22 protein-coding genes and 1 pseudogene are annotated in these 19707 nt (G+C 60.8%); 6 read left to right on the plus strand and 17 right to left on the minus strand.

From position 1 onward, the window contains the following. The first annotated feature begins 143 nt into the window (after positions 1–143). The gene (locus tag HX881_RS03640) at positions 144–1559 is read left to right on the plus strand and encodes an amino acid permease (protein WP_177082838.1); all 1416 of its coding nucleotides are present in this window, start codon (positions 144–146) and stop codon (positions 1557–1559) included. A gap of 657 nt (positions 1560–2216) precedes the next feature. Here the strand turns inward: HX881_RS03640 and HX881_RS03645 are convergent. Continuing rightward, positions 2217–2411 carry a DUF7740 domain-containing protein gene (locus HX881_RS03645; RefSeq protein ID WP_017128623.1) on the minus strand — a complete coding sequence of 65 codons (195 nt, stop codon included), beginning with the start codon at positions 2409–2411 and terminating at the stop codon, positions 2217–2219. 260 nt (positions 2412–2671) lie between these two features. On the opposite strand from HX881_RS03645, the gene HX881_RS03650 reads away from it, so the two are divergent. From HX881_RS03650 to HX881_RS03670, 5 genes are all read left to right on the plus strand, one after another. Next, positions 2672–4561 (plus strand): MAC/perforin domain-containing protein, encoded by a 1890-nt coding sequence (locus tag HX881_RS03650; RefSeq protein WP_177082840.1) that lies wholly within the window; start codon positions 2672–2674, stop codon positions 4559–4561. A 24-nt stretch (positions 4562–4585) separates the two neighbouring features. After that, positions 4586–4786 (plus strand): hypothetical protein, encoded by a 201-nt coding sequence (locus HX881_RS03655; protein ID WP_017128625.1) that lies wholly within the window; start codon positions 4586–4588, stop codon positions 4784–4786. A 237-nt stretch (positions 4787–5023) separates the two neighbouring features. Then, on the plus strand, positions 5024–5449 hold the full coding sequence (locus HX881_RS03660) for a MarR family winged helix-turn-helix transcriptional regulator (RefSeq protein ID WP_042936608.1): 426 nt from the start codon (positions 5024–5026) through the stop codon (positions 5447–5449). 63 nt (positions 5450–5512) lie between these two features. Then, positions 5513–6061, plus strand: coding sequence for a nuclear transport factor 2 family protein (locus HX881_RS03665; RefSeq protein ID WP_177082842.1), 549 nt, complete (start codon positions 5513–5515; stop codon positions 6059–6061). Between the two features lie 52 nt (positions 6062–6113). After that, positions 6114–6827, plus strand: a complete 714-nt coding sequence (locus tag HX881_RS03670) for an SDR family oxidoreductase (protein WP_177082844.1) — start codon at positions 6114–6116, stop codon at positions 6825–6827. A 32-nt stretch (positions 6828–6859) separates the two neighbouring features. Here HX881_RS03670 and HX881_RS32715 read toward each other — a convergent pair. The 16 genes and pseudogenes from HX881_RS32715 to HX881_RS03745 all read right to left on the minus strand — a co-directional run. Then, positions 6860–6988, minus strand: a pseudogene (locus HX881_RS32715) (metallophosphoesterase family protein); the annotation flags it as partial. A gap of 27 nt (positions 6989–7015) precedes the next feature. After that, positions 7016–7438 (minus strand): RidA family protein, encoded by a 423-nt coding sequence (locus HX881_RS03675; RefSeq protein WP_017128630.1) that lies wholly within the window; start codon positions 7436–7438, stop codon positions 7016–7018. A gap of 24 nt (positions 7439–7462) precedes the next feature. After that, positions 7463–8653 carry an oxamate carbamoyltransferase subunit AllG family protein gene (locus HX881_RS03680; protein WP_177082847.1) on the minus strand — a complete coding sequence of 397 codons (1191 nt, stop codon included), beginning with the start codon at positions 8651–8653 and terminating at the stop codon, positions 7463–7465. Continuing rightward, on the minus strand, positions 8646–9446 hold the full coding sequence (locus HX881_RS03685; RefSeq protein ID WP_177082849.1) for an amino acid ABC transporter ATP-binding protein: 801 nt from the start codon (positions 9444–9446) through the stop codon (positions 8646–8648). Before HX881_RS03685 ends, HX881_RS03680 begins: the two co-directional genes overlap by 8 nt. Beyond that, a complete protein-coding gene (locus HX881_RS03690; RefSeq protein WP_218171544.1) occupies positions 9443–10102 on the minus strand; it encodes an amino acid ABC transporter permease in 660 nt (219 codons plus the stop codon). The genes HX881_RS03685 and HX881_RS03690 overlap by 4 nt, the downstream gene beginning before the upstream one ends. After that, positions 10099–10752 carry an amino acid ABC transporter permease gene (locus tag HX881_RS03695; RefSeq protein ID WP_177082851.1) on the minus strand — a complete coding sequence of 218 codons (654 nt, stop codon included), beginning with the start codon at positions 10750–10752 and terminating at the stop codon, positions 10099–10101. The genes HX881_RS03690 and HX881_RS03695 overlap by 4 nt, the downstream gene beginning before the upstream one ends. 10 nt (positions 10753–10762) lie before the next feature. Beyond that, positions 10763–11563 (minus strand): transporter substrate-binding domain-containing protein, encoded by an 801-nt coding sequence (locus tag HX881_RS03700; protein WP_177082853.1) that lies wholly within the window; start codon positions 11561–11563, stop codon positions 10763–10765. A gap of 345 nt (positions 11564–11908) precedes the next feature. Continuing rightward, positions 11909–12511 (minus strand): hypothetical protein, encoded by a 603-nt coding sequence (locus HX881_RS03705; RefSeq protein ID WP_017128636.1) that lies wholly within the window; start codon positions 12509–12511, stop codon positions 11909–11911. 273 nt (positions 12512–12784) lie between these two features. Further along, positions 12785–13138, minus strand: coding sequence for a copper-binding protein (locus HX881_RS03710; RefSeq protein ID WP_177082855.1), 354 nt, complete (start codon positions 13136–13138; stop codon positions 12785–12787). Between the two features lie 129 nt (positions 13139–13267). Continuing rightward, entirely contained in the window at positions 13268–13612 is a 345-nt protein-coding gene (locus tag HX881_RS03715; protein ID WP_177082857.1) for a hypothetical protein, read from the minus strand. A 172-nt stretch (positions 13613–13784) separates the two neighbouring features. After that, complete coding sequence (locus HX881_RS03720; protein WP_177082859.1) at positions 13785–14696, minus strand: LysR family transcriptional regulator; 912 nt, start codon at positions 14694–14696, stop codon at positions 13785–13787. Between the two features lie 36 nt (positions 14697–14732). After that, positions 14733–15458 (minus strand): SDR family NAD(P)-dependent oxidoreductase, encoded by a 726-nt coding sequence (locus tag HX881_RS03725; RefSeq protein WP_177082861.1) that lies wholly within the window; start codon positions 15456–15458, stop codon positions 14733–14735. Positions 15459–15481: 23 nt separating this feature from the next. Next, complete coding sequence (locus HX881_RS03730; protein ID WP_017128641.1) at positions 15482–16405, minus strand: NAD-dependent epimerase/dehydratase family protein; 924 nt, start codon at positions 16403–16405, stop codon at positions 15482–15484. 9 nt (positions 16406–16414) lie between these two features. Then, positions 16415–17245: a polysaccharide deacetylase family protein gene (locus tag HX881_RS03735; RefSeq protein ID WP_017128642.1), complete on the minus strand. Its 831-nt coding sequence runs from the start codon at positions 17243–17245 to the stop codon at positions 16415–16417. A 14-nt stretch (positions 17246–17259) separates the two neighbouring features. Beyond that, positions 17260–18216 carry an agmatinase gene (speB, locus tag HX881_RS03740; protein WP_017128643.1) on the minus strand — a complete coding sequence of 319 codons (957 nt, stop codon included), beginning with the start codon at positions 18214–18216 and terminating at the stop codon, positions 17260–17262. Positions 18217–18281: 65 nt separating this feature from the next. Next, positions 18282–19706: an APC family permease gene (locus HX881_RS03745; RefSeq protein WP_177082863.1), complete on the minus strand. Its 1425-nt coding sequence runs from the start codon at positions 19704–19706 to the stop codon at positions 18282–18284. Position 19707 lies beyond the last annotated feature (1 nt).

Below are 19707 nucleotides of genomic sequence, written 5' to 3' on the forward strand. Positions count from 1 at the left end.
GGTGAGAGCTTCCGAGCCCAGTGCCGAGGGGCGGCTCGCCGCGCAGCAACCATCACCGTCAGTAGCCGTTGCATCTCTGACAAGAACGCTGGACATCCACTTTTCTGCCAAAACTCGAAAACATAAAATCAAGAGGGTTTGCAATGAAATCGACTTCTTCCGGGCGGGTTGAACAGCCCGCGCTGCAGCGTACGCTCAGCAATCGTCACATTCAGTTGATGGCCATCGGAGGCGCCATCGGCACCGGCCTGTTCATGGGTTCCGGGAAGATCATCGCCCTCTCCGGCACGTCGATCATCCTCATCTACATGATCATCGGTCTGTTCGTCTACTTCGTCATGCGGGCCATGGGCGAACTGTTGCTCTCCAACTTGAACTTCAAAAGCTTCGCGGATTTTGCCGGTGCCTACCTCGGCCCAAGAGCGGCATTTTTCCTCGGTTGGTCGTACTGGCTGAGCTGGAGCGTCGCCGTGGTGGGCGATGCGGTGGTGGTCGGTGGATTCTTCCAGTACTGGTTCCCCGATGTGCCCGCCTGGATCCCGGCCATCGCGATGCTCCTGACGCTGTTCGCCTTGAACGTGCTGACCGTCAGGCTTTTCGGTGAAGTGGAATTCTGGTTCGCGATCATCAAGATCATCGCGGTCATCACCCTGATCGGCGTCAGCATGGTGCTGATTGCCAGTTCCTTCGTCTCCCCCAGCGGCGTCACTGCATCCCTGAACCACCTGCTGGATAAACAGGCAGCCTTCCCCAACGGTCTGTTCGGTTTCTTTGCCGGTTTCCAGATGGCCATCTTCTCCTTTGCCGGCACCGAACTGATCGGCACCGCAGCCGCCGAGACCCGCGCCCCCGAGAAGACCCTGCCCAAAGCCATCAACTCGATTCCGCTGAGAATCATCCTGTTTTATGTACTGGCACTGGCCTGCATCATTGCCGTGACGTCCTGGCAACAGGTGTCGCCCAGCAAGAGCCCCTTCGTCGAACTGTTCCTGGTTGCCGGGTTTCCCGCGGCTGCCGGTATCGTCAACTTTGTGGTGCTGACATCTGCCGCCTCATCGGCCAACAGCGGCGTCTTTTCCTCCAGCCGCATGCTGTTCGGACTGGCCAGCCACAACAATGCGCCGGGGGCTTTTCGGCGACTGTCGGGAAATAGCGTACCTCTGCTGAGCCTGGGGTTCACTACGTTGTTGATGCTGGTGGGCGTGCTGTTGCTGTTCATCGTTCCGGAAGTCATGACCGCGTTCACCATCGTCTCTACCGTGTCGGCGATCCTGGTGATCTTCACATGGTCGACCATCCTCGCGTCGTACATCGCCTATCGCAAACGCCGGCCCGACCTGCATGCGCAATCGACCTACAAGATGCCGGGTGGCGTGCCGATGGCCTGGTTCTCCCTGGCGTTCCTGGGTTTTGTCCTGTGCCTGCTGGCGTTGAGACCTGACACCCGTATTGCCTTGATGGTCATGCCGGGGTGGTTCATCTGGCTGGCAATTGCCTTCCAGATCACCCGCGCCAGGATGCCCGAACTCGCTGGCGGTTCGACCGGCCAATACAGCTGATCCAGAACAGCGCCTGTCAGTGGCCAGCGAGACTGAATGCAGTCTCGCGGTCCTGTGGATGCGGCAACGCCACGGATGGCGTGCATGACCCTGATGGCGCACCAGAAAAATATCGAGCTTTGTGCTGTGGGCTACTTACCCAGGTTTTGATTCATCAGATTATCCAGGACAGGGAATTCGCTGGCGGCCTGCCATTCATGCAAATGCTTGCAACCTTCAGCATTGACTTCTGCGAGGTTGCTGCGCCGGTCACATACCGTCGACCATTTTTGTCGCAGGGACGGGTACTTTATGAAGTCTTCCCGAGTAGGCGGTTGGTAGCCGGATAAACGCAGGACTGACAACACCAAAAGTGCGGACGCCCCAACGCCAATAGAGCACTTTTTATAATTCATATATCGGCTTTCCGTGAAGTGGGAACTCCCGGCACCTTGAGTGGCAATCACAACCACCACTCACTGCTCAGGACACAGAGCGACTATATGAGTTGAATGGATCGACAAGAAGATCCACTTCCGATGCATTTCATGGAGCCATTTACCCTGGCTCGATGCCCGGAACAGAAACGCCCATCTGTTTTCGGCTGCCCGTCTTTTCCTCGGACGATTGCAGCTGTCACTCATCCAGGAATATCCCCGGGTCAAGCAGCGAGCGCTTTCAGTCCTGGAGGTTTTCAGCCAGGAAGGCCACCAGTTCCATGGGGCTGCGGCTGTTGATCACGTTGTAGATCAGGTCGCGCTTGCCCCGCGGTAGTTTCTTCACACAGCTCTTGGCGGAGGCCCGCACGGCTTCGTCCGTACCGTGGATACGGGCGGCCAGCAGCAGGATGAGGACAGCGTCGGTGAGGTTCATGAATCAGTGGCTCGGTCGATCTGGACGAGAGTGTATCGGCACCTCGATGGTTTTCTCCAGGCGCGGGCCGGGATTGTCACAGGGCCTCCCCGGGCCAGCAGATCGGCGCGAAACGTCTGATACCGAACTGATCCCGAACTGATACCCCTGTGGCCTGTCGCCATCAGCGACGCAGCCCCATATTGGCTCGCCCCGATAAGGCCAAGAACACACTCAATAACGCAATTATCTACCCACCCACTACTGGGCAGGAGCAAACCATGAATGGCGAAATGGACATAACCCACGTCATCAAATCCGCGGACCACAACGGCGATCTCGGCTACGGTCGAAACCGCCTCAGCGCGGCCCGGGCACCGGATGAACGCGTTTTTGACCCGGCCTCCGGCACAGGCATCCAGCGGCACGCGGATACACGGCGCGAAGATTACTCATCGTTCTTCAGATCGATCCTGGATTATCGCCACACCACAAAGGCCGAATTCAATACCACGGCCAGCTATGGTGAGTTCTCCGCCGAATTTCACCTCAACTTCGAAAAGAAATACACCTCCCATCAGGACAACACGGCCGCCGTACGGACCCTGCGTCTGGTCTTCGGCGGCGCGAAGCTCGATGCGGTTTCGGCCGCGGTGCTCTCGCCCAAGTTCAACGCAGAAGTCGAACGCCTGCCCACGGCGTTCAGCCACGAGGAGGCGCATAAGTTCTATCGGTTCTTCGACCTGTTCGGCACCGATGTGGTGACCTCGATCACCCTGGGCGGCAATCTGTACTTCCAGACCCTGGTGCAGAAATCCAAGGTGACGGAGCTCGAAAAGATCAAGATCGAACTGGAGGCCGAGTACGGCACCTTCTTCACGGCTGACGGTTCGATCGATGATACGGTCGAGCGCAAGCAGTACATGGAAAGCCGCGACGCCTCGGTCACCACCGAGGGCGGCGACAACAACATCTTCTCCGGCGTCATCTTCACAAAGCCGAAGAAATATGACGACAAGACCAACCAGTGGATCACCTCCGTCGGGAAAAAGCCGGTCGTCGTGGGGCGCGAATTCAAGCCTGTCCACGCCTTCATTGCCGACGACAAACGACGCATCGCCGCGCAGACGGCCCTCGATCATTACATGGGCCGCTATCTGAACGTCCATTCGACCTGGGTCCACAGCAGCCTCGTCGTTGGCAACACGGCACGGCGAGAGCTGAAAAGCGATGCCGCCGGCGGGCCCGGTATCAAGGTGCGCGTGATTGACCGCAAGACGCTGGAAGGACGCGAAGAGCATTTCCCGGCCCCCGCTATCGGTAGTGCCGCCGCCGACATCAGCCAGTTCTGGAACGGGTTCAAGTCAGGTGTCGAAGCCATGGGACTCGAACGCGCCATCGTACTGCTGGCGACGGAGTTCTGGCCGCGGGAAAGCCGCTACAGCCCGCCGGATCACATCATCGCATTCCTGAAGAACAAATGCGGCGGCTCGGAGGCGACACTGCATCGCTGGCGCGATGATTCCCTGCGCTGCGTGCCGTGCCCCTATGCCGGCGTCAGCTACGGGCTGATCGGCTACGGCAGCGGCACCTCACAGGACAAGGGTGGGGATGTCTACGTGATCGGCTTCGGCGATCCGCAGCGCACGCTGCGGCCAGAGCTCGAGATTTTCGCTGACATCTACACCACTGAAGACGGCACGGCGAAGTTCACTTGCAATGACATCTTCAAGGGGGAAGCCATCCCCTTCCTGAAGTTCCGCAGCCATCACTGGAACACCTGGCAGATGGCCGCCGATCCCCGTGTCCCGGAGCGCGTGATACTCGAGGACGATAGCGCGGGCGATGCCGCCAAGGCGCTGTGGTACGCGCAGCCGGCGGGGCCAAAATACGACATGCACCCCTCCTATTTGATCAACGCCCAGACCTGCGGCGTCCTGCAATGGGACAGCGGCGGCTCGGCCCTGGAGAGGGAAGCTGTGCTGCGGCCCTACGCGCCCAATCTCGACATCAACCTGTGGGACCTGCGCTACCCCTACATTTTGTGCCTGTCTTACAACCCCAACTGGGACCTGCGCGCCTTTGAAGATCGGCGCGTGAAAGTGGCGGAGTACCGTTCCAGGGACACGGAAATGCGCTGGTCGCCCATTAACGTCAGCCGTGTGATCTGACCCCTATCCGAAAGGAGTATTGAAATGCCCAAGGGATACCAATCGTTTCTGCAGAAATCGACCCGCATGACCTTCTGCAGCAAAGAGAAACTCGCCAATCACGACCTCTCCGCAGCCTGGGTTGCCAGTGCGTTGAGCCACTTCAAAATAGAGGCCTCGGACACCAAGGACTACAAATACCCTCTCGACCGCCAGCCGGCCCGGGCCAGGATCTGGCCGGAGTGACTGCAAGCGTTCCAGGCGCCTGAAACAGCACCTCGTCGCCAGACGGGGACGTAAAGAACCTGGTGGTCCATGCCGGTCAACCTGACTGGCATGGGCCGACGCGATACCGCATTTCCCTCCTCACCCATGTGCAAGTTCAGCATCTGCAGGTTATCGAGGTGCTGAATCCTGCTGCGGGACGCAGAAAAAAATCAAAGATCGATTGACTGATGTGCATATACACATATTATGTTCGTCATGAATAAAATTACCGGCCCAGATCTTTGCCATTGCCTTGCCGCACGGCGCAATGCGAGATACCTCACTCGTCTCTACGACCGACACATGGCGGCGGCGCATCTATCGGTGTCGCAATTTTCGCTGCTTGCAATGCTGGCCGAACATCCGGACATCTCAATCTCGGAGCTCACCGAAATCATGGTGATGGAGCGAACCACGCTGGTAAGGGCACTCAAGCCACTCCAGACCGCGGGCTTCATACACAGTCGCGCAGAGGGGCCACGCTCGGCATTACGGTTATCGCTCTCTTCCGAGGGGCAAGCCAGGCTCAAGGAAGCGGAGCCCTACTGGCATTTGGCTCAGCAAGAGCTTGAGGCGCAGGTCGGAGCGGATCGGGCCATATCCATTCGAGCGTCGTTGTTGGCGGTCATACCTGACACCTGAGGTTTTTTTTCAATCAATGTGTGTAATTGCACACATGATCATCTGTTACTGAGGAGACTGAAGATGAAGGTTTTTCCAAGAGTTGGGACGGGTGCGGGTGTTGACCCCGCCGATCGAATCAGCGCCATCGATTTTGTGAACCGGGTGAACTGGTGGTTCGAAACCTGGGACGTGGAATCCATGCTCGATGCGTTTCTGCCTGATGCAGTGGCTTATCATTTCCATGGCACGATCAGCGGGCATGAGGAAATGAGGCATTTCTTCGCCCATGACTACCCCTACCTGATCCCTGGAGTGAGTCGTCATGCCACCAACCACATCGTCGATCAGGACGAGGACGGCGTGGTGGTGCGCTATCAGAACCTGCTGGTGCGCTATGCCTCCCCCGAGTCCGCTGCCGCGCTTCAGGCCGGCCATGTCATGAACAGTCCCGATGATCTGCCCGCCATCTGGCTCTACTCGCCCATGATGGACCGCCTGCGCCGTACTCACGACGGCTGGAAAATCACGGAACGCTACATCGGTGGTTCGACAACCAATACCCGCCTGGATCCTCCAGTCAAATCCGCGAACGAGATCGCTCCCTACCTTCCACGGGTCGCGAGCATTTAGCCCTTCCGGTCGGGGCAAATGCCACGACCTTTCTGAAACAAAGGAGCATTCAATGAATATCGCAGGATCCGTTGTTTTTGTGACCGGCGCCAGCCGCGGACTCGGCCTGGCCTTTGCCAAGGTCGCGTTGGCTCAAGGTGCGTCCAAAGTCTATGCCGGCGTTCGCAACGTCGAAGGATTCAATGTCCCCGGTATTGTTCCGGTGCAGATCGATGTCACCGATGAAGCGTCGGTCCTTGCCGCTGCCGAGCGATGCCAGGACACGACCGTACTGATCAACAACGCCGGCATCGCCATCCTTCAGGACGGTGCGTTGGGGGCGAACATGATCGAACTATCCCGACACCTGATGGATACCAACACCTTCGGCATCGTTCGCACCGCGCAAGCCTTCGCCCCGATTCTGTCGAGCAATGGCGGCGGCGCAATGATCAATGTGTTGTCGGATGTCACCTGGGTGAGCCCGCCGATGCTGGCGGCCTATGCGGCGTCCAAATCGGCGGCGTGGAGCGTGACCAACGCATTGCGTCTGGAGCTGAGTGCGCAAAATACCCAGGTCGTCGCCGTGCATGTGGGCTTCGTGGACACGGATCTGACAAAAGGCTTCGACGTACCGAAAACCGATCCGCAAGTGGTCGCGCAGGTCGTGTTCGACGGCCTGAACAATGGTTCGCTCGAAGTCCTGGTGGACGAAGGCACCCGGTTCATCAAGTCCACCCTGTCGCAGGCCGATGCGGCCTATTTCCATCCACCACAGTCCGCCTGAGGCGCATGAGCGACGGTCCTGATGGGCCGCCGTCACGGAACCAACAGGATCAGGCGGGGCTCGAGGGCGGTTTCAAACACCTCGAGCAACGCCAGTGTGACCGGCAACTTGAAGCGACGCGGGCCGGCGCTGCCGGGATTCAGGTACAAACGCTCATAGCGGACAGCGCTTGCGAACTGTAGCCCTGGTCAAACCGTCTTGTGCTTGCGGTTGAAACACACCAGATCAATCTCTACCAGCGCCTTGCGTCCCAACCGGGTGACCCCCACGGTGGTGCGTGACGGTAGTTTTTGCGGGTTATTGAAATGCTCCACGTATACCCGGTTGAACGCCGCGAAGTCGTTGTCGTAGTCGCTCAGGTAGATGCGCACGAACAGCGTGTCATCCAGGCTGTAACCGGCATGATCGACGATGCGGCGCAGGTTCTCGAAACACAGTTGCGCCTGCGCCTCGATCCCCTCTCGCAGCTCGGCGGTGGGGTCGTCAGGGTCGGTGGGCAATTGCCCGGTGACGTACAGCCAGCCGTCGGCCTGGACCGCATGGGAATACATCGCCGAGGGCGGCGGTGGGCTGGCATTGGGCACAAAGTGGTGCAGCGTGTCCTGGGTCATTCGTAGGGTCCTCAAGCAAAAAAGTCAGAGCGCCTCTAGCGCGGTCTGAAAGCATTCCACCGGCGCCAGTGCCACGCCGATGCCAATCCAGCCCGTTACGCCGTCGCGGTGGGCGATGCCGGTATGAATCCGGACGGGCTCCGCCGCCGCGACCACCGCCCGGGCATCCAGCCCCGTCCCCACGCCCTCAGGACCGGCCAGCGCCGGGGCTAGCAGTGGGTGCTGGCCGACAAACAGCTGGCGCATGCGTCGCCCGCAGTCCCGGGCCTGTACCCAGTCCTGGCCCATCAAGCGCGCCAGTTCGGGGGCGGCATGGGCGATGGTACCGCCCAGTCCGTAGGCTTCGACGATGGCGCTGTCGCCCAGGTCGGGCTGGCCGTCGCGGGGCCGGTGCGGTGGAAAAAAATACCCCTGCGGCTCGCTGGCTGCATGGGTGAACCAGCGCTGCCCTGCCCCGGCGATGCGCACGCCACAGTGCACGCCATTTCGCGCAATCGCCGTGATGATCGACGAACCCGCGATGCCGCTGGCCCGGTCCAGGGCCAGCTTGGCTGCCGCCATGGCATAGTTCAGAAAGTGCTGCGGGTTGCCCAGCAGCCATTGCCGGCTTTCGGCTTCGAGGCCCGGCAACTGAGCCGCGAAGGCGTACATCGCGCCGACATTGCGTTGATGGGTGTCATCCCCCAATGCGATGCCCTGGGCAATCAGCGGCAACAGCGATAATCCTCCAGCGGGCAACGCCTTGATGATACTCGGACCGATCACCCGATCCAGGTAATCGAGTTGCTCGGCGACCACGCCATCGTAGCAACCAAAGCGCAACGCCCGGCGCCCGGACTCGGCGAGGGTGGCATGCACCACCTCGCTGCCCGCGCGGTTCTCGATGCGCATCAGCAACTGACCGGGACGCACCACGCCGGCCATGGGCGAAACGGTGCCGAGATCGTGGTTGGCATGCAGGGTGATTTCGCCGTCGAGAATCAGCCGCCTGGCGCTATCGACGTCACCCGCCCAGCCCTCGTGCAAGGTCGCACCGGCCAGGGCGTTGAGCACCACCGCCGGAATCTCCCCGGCATGTGCAAACGGTGGGCCGGCATGCCCCAGGTGGCCGGTTTCGAGACCCAGGGCCGAGGATGCCGGTTCAGACCCGACCAGCACCGGCTCGGTGGCGAGAATACGTTGCACGGCCAACGCATTGGCGTGAGCTTCAGACATGTTGGGCAACCGCCTCCGGGCGATGCTGGTGGGACAGAAACTCCTGCGCCCGACGGGTTTGCGGCGCACTGAAAAACGCGTCCGGGGTAGCGGTCTCGACAATCCGTCCATGGTCCATGAACACGATACGATCGGCGCTACGCCGGGCGAATTCCATTTCATGGGTGACCACGATCATGGTCATGCCCGCCTGGGCCAGGGACTGCATGATCGCCAGCACCTCGCTGACGCGCTCGGGGTCGAGGGCGCTGGTGGGTTCGTCGAACAACAGCAATTGCGGGCGACTGGCCAATGCACGGGCAATCCCCACCCGCTGTTTCTGCCCCCCGGACAGGGTGGCCGGGTAGACATCCGCCTTGTCGCTCAGGCCGACCTTGGCCAGCAGCTCAAGGGCTTCAGCCTGTACTTCCAGCCTGGGACGGCGCTGTACGTGCAGCGGCGCCTCCATGATGTTCTGCAGCACCGTCAAGTGCGGCCACAGGGCAAAATTCTGGAACACCATGCCGGTTCGGGTGCGGATACTGGCGATGTTGCGTTCCGACATCTTGCTGCCGTCTTCATTGAAGCCGATGCGCTGGCCGGCGACATGGATGCTGCCGTTATCGGGCACCTCCAGCCAGTTCAGGCAGCGCAGCAGGGTCGATTTGCCGGCGCCGGAAGGACCGAGCAGGCACACGGTCTCACCCACCGCCACGTGCAGGTCGATGCCCTGCAGTACCGGGCGCCCGGCGAAGCTTTTGTTCAGCCCCGCCACCTGCAAGGCAACGGGAGTGGGGTTATTCAAGGAAGTCATTGATAACGCTCCGCCTTGCGCCGCAGCATCGAAACGCCCAACTCGATGACAACGCAGATCAACCAGTAGAAAAACACCGCCGAGAACAGCGCGGCGAAGGGAATGTAGTAGTTCGATTGCAGGCTGTTGGCCGCCGAGGTCAGCTCGGGCACGGCGATGATGGTCAGGAACGAGGTGTCCTTGACCACCTGTATCATCTGGTTGCCCAGGGCCGGCGCACTGCTGGTCCACAGGTTCGGCAGGATCAGCCGCCGCGCCAGCAGCACACCGCGAAAGCCGAACGCCAACCCGGCCTCGATCTCTTCACGGGGTCGCGCCAGCCAGCCGGCGCGCAGAATCTCGGCGATATAGGCGCTGTGGTACAGCAACAACGCCAGCAACCCGGACTGGATATTGCCCAGGCGCAGCCCGAAGGATGGCAGGCCGTAGTAAACCAGGTACGCCAGCAACAGGAACGGCGTGCAGCGCATCAGCTCGATAAAGCCGCGCAACACCGACGCCAGCCAACGCTGACGCCCCATCAGCAGCAAGGTCAGGCCACAGCCGGCCAGCAACGACAAGGCCCCTGCCATTACTGACAACACCACCGTCAGTCCGGCCCCTTCGAGCAAGTCGCCCAGGTGCTCCCAGACCACCGCAAACTCATGGGCGATCATGCGAGGCGCGCCTTGTAGTGACGTTCAAGATAACGCTGCGCCGCCACCACCAGCCAGATGATCACGATGTACAGCAGCAGCGCCGCAATCAAGGGAGGCAACGGCCGGTAGGTATTGGCACCGATGCGTACCGCGGTGCGGGTCAGCTCGACAATGCCGATCACCGCCACCGCGGGGCTGTTCTTGATCAGGATCGTCATCTCGTTCACCAGCAGCGGCAACATCTGGCGTCCGACCTGTGGCAGCACGATACGCCGAAGACGCAATGCCGCGCCCATGCCACCGGCCTTGGCGGCATCGAGTTGATCGCGGGGAAATTGCGCAAAGCCACCGCGCCAGATTTCGCAGTTGAACGCCGAGGTGTTGAGGGTCATGGCGAGGACCGCTGCCGCCGGTGCCGAGATGTCATACCCCAACGCCGGGGTGATGAAGAACACGGCCAGCGCCAGGGTCAGCAACGGTGTGGCGCGCAGCACGCTGATATACGCCGCCAGCAGCGGACCGAGCAACGGCCATCGCTGGCGCCGCAACAGCGCCAGTCCCAGGCCGACCACCTGGCCGAGGGCGATCGATACCGCCGTCAGTCCCAGGGTCACCAGCGCCCCCATCAACAAGGGGCCTGGCTCCAGGCCCCATTGAGTGAAGTTCATGTGGGCTCAATCAGTATTCGGAGATGAAATGCGCTGGCGGCTCGGGGAATACCGTGCCAAACCACTTCTGCTGGAGTTGCGCGATATCGCCGTTCTTGCGTTCCTGGTCGAGGAAGTTGTTGAGGTAGTCGAGCACGCTCTGATTACCCTTGGCCACACCCCAGGCCACGTAGGTCTTGCTCGACACCGCCTGGCCCAGTTCGAACACACCAGGCTTTTCCTTGAGCAAGGCGTTCAGGCCCACGATGTTGTTGACCACATAGTCGGTACGGCCCAGCGCGAGGTCCTGGTACGCCTCGGGATACGAGGTGTACTGCACGATCTTGCCCAGTTTGCCACCGCTGGCCGCCAGCAGTTTTTCAAGCTCCGGCAAGCGCTGATACATCGCACTGCCCGCCTGGATGCCCAAGGTCAGGCCATTGAGATCGGCGACGCTTTTGATCCGGTCATCGCCCTGGCGCTTGAGGTAAAACACCGTGGCTTCGGCAATCGGCGTGGTGAAATCCAGCGACTGCTGGCGTTCACGGGTGATCAGCAAACCGGTGATGGCGGCGTCGTACTTGCCACTGACCACACCCGCCAGCAGTCCGGTGAACGGCATGATCTGCTGGTGTACATCCAGCGGCCCGGCAGCCTTGAGCTTTTGCACCAGTTCGTTATCGAAGCCTGTGGGCTTGCCGTTGTCCACAAACTCGAAGGGACGGAATTCATCTTCCGTGGCCACCGACAGGTAGCCGCGTTGCTTGACCTCGTCCAGCGTCGCCGCCTGCGTCAGGAAAGGAGTCAGAAGAGTGGTGAGCGCCAAAGCCATGCGCAAGGAACGTCCATGACCAGGCTTGCGTACTGTCGGTGCAAAGCGAAACGCTGTCATGAGGGATCGACCTGTGGAGGATGCTGCGATGTTGGGGAATGGCAGCGAGCGTAGCGGCGTTTTGTAAGTCCGGAAAAGAATATTGAAATCTATTGATATTCTAAAAATACATATCCAAGTCGAGCGAGGGATCGCGGCGGACGCGCCATGAGCACCAACGGGAAGCCTCGCTTCCCGTTGGTGCTTTTACGGTTCACATCACTCGCGGCATGATGATGCTTGGGGCCGGCGCCAATCCGATACCCGCGGGATCCGCGCTCTTGCAAGTGACCCTCGGCGCACCGTTCAACCTTGCCGCCAGACGTTGTCCATCCCCAGGCTCAACGCCACTTCATAGACGTTGACCGGGAAGATCACTTCGAAACTCTGATTGACGTCTGTGGCATCCAGGACAGTTCCGGCGTGCACACCTGTCCCGGCGGCAACCCAGTAGCGCGGTGTCGACGGCGGGGTGAAGACAGAGGTCAGATTCGGGCCGGCTTGCGTGACGAAGGTCCCGGCGCCGCTCATGCTGATACCGACGGAAAATACCTGGTTGGGCACCGTCTGGTCGGTACTGATGACCAGTGAGCCGGCAGGGTTGCCCGTGAGTGCCGCCTCAAATCTGGGCGTATTGTTGCTGCAACTGAACTTGATGGTGTTGTTTTCCAGCAGCCCGCCCGGAACGCATTCGGAGGCCGAGAACGTCACCCCCGGCATGACCACCCCGACCTCATCCCATATGAAACCGTAGTCCGTGTTCCAGTTGAAAGTGATCTGCGCACTTGGCGCTATGCTGTAGGGACTGGCGAGCCAGGCCAGGGGAAAAACATTATCGATCCCTGCGTTGGGCTGCACCTGGTAAACATAAAAGGTCCATGCCCTGCTGGAGTTATTTTTCAGGCTCAAGCTGTACGACCTTGCCATGTCTGTCGCTCTCCAATTGCGCAAATAAGGGTGTGGTCCCAGGTCAGGAAAGGCTCCGTCCGTTAACGCCACCAGCCGACAGAATCCTGTGCTCCGGGAACTTGCGAACACTAGTCGGTATTTGAGGACATTGCACTGACAAGCCGTGCCAGGTTTCAGCTCCGAAGCGCCTTCGGCCCCGTGAGCAAGGCGATAGCGGTTTGATTTAGCATGGGCTACCGACCCGACTCATCGAGCCGGTAGCCCCTCCCCGCGTTACTTCATTTTTTCAATGGACTCGATCTTTGTCGCAGTGCCCGAGAGACCGAAGCTGAAGGTGACAGGGTCGTCTTTGCGAAGCCCCGCCAGTTGCGCCGGTGTCGCAGAAAACGCCATGGTCATGGCTGGCCATTGGATGGACGCGATGGCGCCGTGGGCAATGGTCACCGTGTGCTTTTCGGCGTCTATCGCCTTGATCACACCTTCTGCCTTGGCCACGGCCACCTGATTGGGCGCCCGGTTCCTGGTCATGGTTTGCATCGACTCTCCGCCCATATTCATCTCTTCCGCATAGGCATTCAAAGAGAGCACGGCCATGGCGGTTACAACGGTAATCAGAGTACGTTTCATCGGTTTTTCCTTCAAAACAGGTAGATTCGGCAATTTGTTGTTCCTGTGTTCTTCCATTGCGCGAGCCAAAAGACAGGCGCAACAGTCCTCTTGCGCAAACGCGGCATGAGGCTCAATGAGGGACAGGAATCAAACCCGTGGCGGGCGCCACACCCCGGACGGGGTCTGCTGGGGCAGCAAATCGCTGGAGAAGGAAATGACGGCAGGGAGGGATAGGCTGATCGGCGGCTTGATCACCGAGACTTGCAGCATGCTTGCGGTCTTGCACTCCTGGCCGGGCTTGCACAACTTGCCGTGCTCGGTGGCGCCGTTCTTCGCCTCCTGACAGCAGTCCGGGCCCATGCCATCCATCGTCGTCTTGTCCGCCATCTCCATCGGGCACGGTTCTGCCGATACGCGAACGCCCGCCATCCCGCTGAGGGGAAGCGCCAGGCTGATCACGAGCAGGAGACAAAACCGCAGATAACGCTTCATGGAGTGCCGGGCAATCTCGCAAAAGGCCGTTCAACGTCATGGACAGACATCACCCACACCCCATCAAGGGTGTTGAGTGAAGGCCATATCGCCAAACCTGCATTAAGCCAGTGTTATCAGTCCGGTTTTTTCACGATGCTGCGCGACTTCCACCCTGCCCTGCGCCTGGAGTCTAAGGCAGATGCAGCCTGGCATGGGCGGTGAGCCTGTCGAGAAAGCGGCTTACCGCGCTCTTCTGCTCAACCCCTTGGCGGGTGATGCAATGAAAGGCCGAGCGATAAGCCAGGCGCTGCGGCATGATCGATCGCAGCCGGCCTCGCTCGACCCAGCTCGCTGCGTAGTGCGTGGGCAAGTAACCGATGTAGGTATCGGAAAAAATCAGCAGTGCGATAGCCTCCATCGAGAAAGCGCTGACCGCGCTGGCGAACCGAAGCTCGCACGGTCGTTTGTTCTCGGCGACATAGCCTCGGTCGACATAATCCGCCGCGCTCAGCTCTTCATACGTCAGATCCTGATCGGGCCGCTGGAAAAACGGATGGCCGCGGCCGCAATACAGATGCTGTTCCTCTTCAAACAACGCCTGGTAGTGAAGCCCGGACAAGCGGTGGTGAAAGGCACCGACGGCCACCTGGATGCGCTCTTCGAGGACCGCCTGTTCAAGCTCGTCGGGCCGCATGACCTGCAAATCGATATGAACGCCGGGATGCCCCGCACGCAACTGGGCAATGGCCGCCGGTACCGGACTGTGTTCGAGGGTGATCAGGCTGTCGACCGTGCCGATGCGCAACAACTCCCGATGGCGCCCGCTGAGCACTGCCGTGCGCTGGCGGAAATGGCCGATATTGGCGAACAGTTCCTGCGCTGCCGCGTAGGTTTCTTCACCTTCTTCGGTCAACTGGAAACCGCTTTTCCCGCGTTTGCACAACGAGTAGCCAAGCCTGACCTCAAGGTCGCGAACAAGCACGCTGAGACGCGACAGACTGGTGTTCAACGGGACCTGCGCCGCCGTAAAACCACCGGCATCCACGATCGCGCAGAAAATCCGCAGCATGCGCAGATCCACATCCGTCAGGTTCACCAGCATGCCGCCCTCTCCTCGTGTTTTTGCGTACGAGCACAATCAGCCGTTCATTACACCGCCGCCATTGACCCCCAGAATCTGCCCGGTCATGAAACTGGCCTGCGCCGAGGCCAGGAAGATCACCGCGGCGGCGATTTCCTGTGCCGTGCCCAGTCGCAGCATCGGGTAACGTAACGCTTCCTCGCGAATATAAGCCTCGCCCAGGCGTTCGACCATCGGTGTCAACGTGCCGCCGGGGGCAACACCATTTACCCGTATACCATGGGCCGCCAACTCTCGCGCCAACGATTTGGTCAGGGCAATGATTCCACCTTTCGCAGCCGAGTAATGGCAGAGATTGGCGCACCCGAGTTGCCCGAGATCGGAGGCGATATTGACGATAGCGCCGCTGCCCTGGCGGGTCATCAGGGCAGCCGCCGGTTTGCAGAACAGGAACGCCCCATAGAGATGCACGCGGATCATCCGGTCCCACGCCTCGAAGCTGAGCTCGCTCAGCGGCGCTTCCTGCAAGAACCCCGCGTTGTTGACCAGCACATCCAGGCGTTGCAGACCGGAAAATGCGCGCTCCGCCGTTGCCGGATCCGACACATCGCCCAGGGCAAGACGCACCTCCACCCCTCGCGCCTTCAGCTCATCGGCCAGGACCAGCAGCGCCGGGCTTTCCTGCAGGTCGTTAAGCACGGCAAGACTGCCCTGTTCACCGAGCGCAAGCGCGACCGCGCGGCCGATGCCTTGTGCAGCACCGGTTACCAGATAGGTTTTCATCAATCACCTCGGCTTTCAGGCCATTAGTAGGGATGCTGTTCCAGCCACTGCGCATACATGGCAATGCCTTCCTCCAGGGAGAACCGGGGGCGGTAGCCCAGTTGCCCGCCCGCCGCCGAAATATCGAAGCGCGCATTGTCATCGAGCACGCTCAAGCTACCGGGACCGATGCTGAGCTGGGCCTGGGGGTAGACCTTGCGAATCCGTGCCGCGACGGCCCGGTAACTGTCCTGCTCGCCGGCCGTCACATTGAACACCCGTTGCTGCAAGCGCTCTTCCTGAACATTGGCCGCCAGGACACAGGCGTGGGCGACGTCCACCACGTGCACGTACTGAAAGCGGTAATCGCCACCTTCCTCCTCATGCCACGGCTCGTTGTCGATCGCGCTTCTGAGCATGCTCTTGAGGTAGCACTGCATGAACTGCCCGGGACCGTAGATCCAGCCCGGACGCAGCGACACCACGCTGACCTGATACAGGTCGCTGTAGACCTGGCCGAGCTTTTCGGTGAACACCTTGGTACAGCCATACGGCGTGGTCGGCTCAAGGGGCGCGCGCTCGTCGATCACGTCCATTTCCCGATTGGGTCCGTAGGCGCATTCGGAACTGAGATTGACCACCCGGGCAATACCGCTGAGCCGGGCGCATTCGAAGACATGGGTGGTGCCCAGGGCATTGGTCAGCACCGTTTGCAGCGGAATGCGCCGCGAGTCCACCGGGTGCGAGATCGCCGCGGTATGAATGATCACGTCGACCGGGCGGCTGCGGCAGCTCTCCAGCAAACTCGCCAGGTCGGCCAGGTCACCTTGCACGTAGCGATACGCCGCGTGCTCGATGGCGCACACCAGGCTGCGGTCGTAGCCCACCACCTCGTCTCCCCGGGCCAGTAACTGACGCACCACTTCCTGACCAAGAAACCCGTTGGCCCCGGTTACCAGTATGTTCATGATCCGTCCTCAGTAAGGGTACAGCGGCAGCACCAAGTCGCCCGCCTGCCAGCGAGCGTAGACATCATCAGGCGTACAGATCCAGGCATCGTCATAACGCTGAATCTGCTGGATCAGACGCTCCAGCATCGCGATGCGCGAGGCGCGACCGATCAGTTGCGGGTGCATGGTCAGAATGAAATGGCTGGCGTAGTGACGCATGCCTTCCAGCTCCGCCGACCAGAGTCGCAAGACCTTGTCCGGGTCTTCGATCACACTGCCCACCGCCGGCTCCGCCGAGTAGGCGAACTGCTCCCAATCGTCCAGCAGCCAACTGACGGGCAGCTCCAGCAGGCTCTTTTCAGGACTGCCGACACGATACGGCCGGTCATCGCCCATCAGGCTGCTGTCACTGTGAAAACCCAGGGCGAGAAGTGAATCGACGACGTCCGGAGTCAGCTCCCACAAGGGTGCGCGGTAATGGGTGACCGGCCGGTCGATGGTGGCTTCCAGGAGGGCCTTGGAGTCTTTGAGAATCTGCAGGTTCTGCTCGGGCGTCTGCTCGTCGACACGCTCATGGAAGTAGCCATGGCAGCCAATCCCGTGCCCGGCAGCGGCAATGCTGCGCACCCCCTCGGGGTCGATCTCGGCCACTCGGGCGGGAATATAAAACTGCGCGCGGATACCGTAGCGGGCAAGCAGCTCCAGCAGGCGCGGCACTCCGACACGGCGGCCATAGGCCCCCATCGACAGCAGGGAGAGCCGGCGCCCGGACAGGCTGGATGGCTCCCAGGCGCTTTCTGCATCCAGGTCGAAACTCAAGGTCACGGCGAAGCGTTTGTTCTCAGGCCAGGCGATCATCGATGCGATTCCTTCTACGAGCGACGCTTGATCGAGTCGGCGAGAATGCACAGCAACTCGAACATCATGGTTGCCCCCACCAGCGCCGTGGCCCCGCCCACGTCAAAGGGCGGCGACACTTCCACGACATCGGCACCGACCAGGTTCAGGCCTTGCAGGCCTCGAATCAGTTGCTGCGCCTGCAAGGTGGTGACGCCACCGATCTCGGGGGTGCCCGTCCCCGGGGCAAAGGCCGGGTCCAGCACATCGACATCGAAGGTGACATAGGTGGGCTCGTCACCCACGATGCGCCGCGCCTCGGCAATGGTTGCGGCAACGCCGATGTCGGCGAACTCCTCCATGTGGATCACCCGGATACCGCAGTCCCTGGCGAAGTCTTCGTCTTCTGCGGAATAGATCGAACCGCGGATACCAATCTGCACCGTGCGCTTGGGGTCCAGCAGCCCTTCCTCGATCGCACGGCGAAACGGCGTGCCGTGAGTGTAGAGGTTGTCACCGAAATAACGGTCATTGGTGTCGGAGTGAGCGTCAAAATGGACCATGCCGATCGGCCGGTCCCGGGCGATGGCGCGAAAGATCGGCAACGTCACCAGATGATCGCCACCGACGGACAGCGGCACGGTGCCGACCTCATGGACCTGCCGATAGAACGCTTCGATACGCTTGAGCGAATCGAGCAGATCAATGGGATTGACCGGCGCATCCCCCAGGTCGCCAACCCGCACCAGGTCATAGGGGGCAATATGACTGACGTGGTGCACCTTGCGCATCATGCTCGACTGGTTGCGCACCTCCCGCGGACCATGCCGGGCGCCTGCGCGGTTGGTGGTGCCGCCATCCCAGGGGATGCCCAGCAAGGCGATCTGCACGTCGGCCGGGTCGGTGAATATCGGCAGGCGCATAAAGCTCGGCATACCGGCAAAACGGGGGATGACGGCAGCGTCCAGAGGTTGCGGAAAATCGTTGGCCATCAATATTGCTCCTGGTTGTCAGCAGATGAATGGGCGATAAGAAAGGGGAAGCTCAGGGGACGGCTTCACGCCTTCGCCGGTATCGCTCCGGCCACTTTGCGGCGGCGCTTGCCCGAGACCACGATCAGCACGCCGGTCACCAGTGACAGCGCACCCAGGTACCAGGCGGTATGAAGATCTTCCGGGGACACGGGGTTGGCTCCGGCGGTGTAGCCGATATAGGCGAGCACAAACAGCGCCAGCAAGGCGGGGATCGAAAGCAGGATTGCGGTGGGCGCCTTGTGCTGTTTCCAGGTCATGACCATGAAGGCCGCCAGCGCCGAGATGTAGGACATCACCAGGGTGATGGTGACTACGTCGTAATACCAGACGATCTTGTCCAGCGGCTTCCACCAGACCAGGGCGATACCGGCAAGCGACACCAGGCCCAGGGTGAACCACGGCGCCTTGAAACGGTTGACCGCGCGAAACGTACCGGGAAGATGACCCTCTTCACTCATCCGATACAGCGTGCGCGCCGATGAATTGGACGAAATCTGCAGGCCGGCACAGGCCGAGGTAATCACCACGAACAGCGCCAGCCAGGCCATGGCCGGTGGCAGGTAGACATTGGCGACCGCGGCGATGGGCCCGCCGTTGCCGTTTTCAACAATCGCGGCCAATTGCTCCACCGGAACCGCGTACTGCCAGCCGATGGCCGCCAGGCTGTAGATCACGAACGCCGAGGTCAGGACGATCAGCAGCGAGCGCTGCACGGTACGCACCGGCACACGCGCCTCTTCGATGTAGTTGATGGCCGAATCGAAGTTCGCCAGCATCCACACGCCAAACAGCACGCCCGGGCCGATCGCCGCCAGACCGCCGGCGCCTTGCAGCGAATACATCGAGGCAAAGGACAGGTTCTCGACCTGGGGATGGATCAACCCCATGAAGCCGAGGCCGGCGACCACGGCTATCTCGAAAACCAGAAAGGTACTGGCGAGCTTCGCGGTCACTCCGACCCCGCGCACCGACACCGCGAAGAAGGTTGCGATTAGCAACGTACCGATGATCTTCGCGTTGAGCTCGCCGGCCAGCGAAGGAATCAGCGCCTGGATGTATTCGGAGCCGATCAGCGCGCACATCGGCGTGACGGCAATGCAGGCGACGGCGTAGGTCCAGCCCAGGATACAGCCGACGTCCGGGTGCAAAAAGCGCGAGCAGAAGGTGAAGATGCCCCCCGCCGACGGTGCCTGGCGTGTCAGCGACACCATGCACACGGCCAGTACCAGCATGGGGAAGAAGAAGGCGATCAGGATCGCCAGGGGCGCTTGATGGCCGGAGATCGAATAGAGGATCGACATCGAGGATGCGGCCACCCAGGCCGGCGCGTTGAAGCCCAAAGCAGAAAAGCTGACGTCCTTGGTATTGAGTTTTCCTTTACTGAGCGCGGTGTCGAGTTCGCTGACAACACCGTGGCTGTCATAACCGAAAAGTTCGTAGAGTTTCATG

The organism is Pseudomonas gingeri, from assembly GCF_013386115.1.
In the GTDB taxonomy this organism is placed as follows: Bacteria; Pseudomonadota; Gammaproteobacteria; order Pseudomonadales; family Pseudomonadaceae; genus Aquipseudomonas; species Aquipseudomonas gingeri.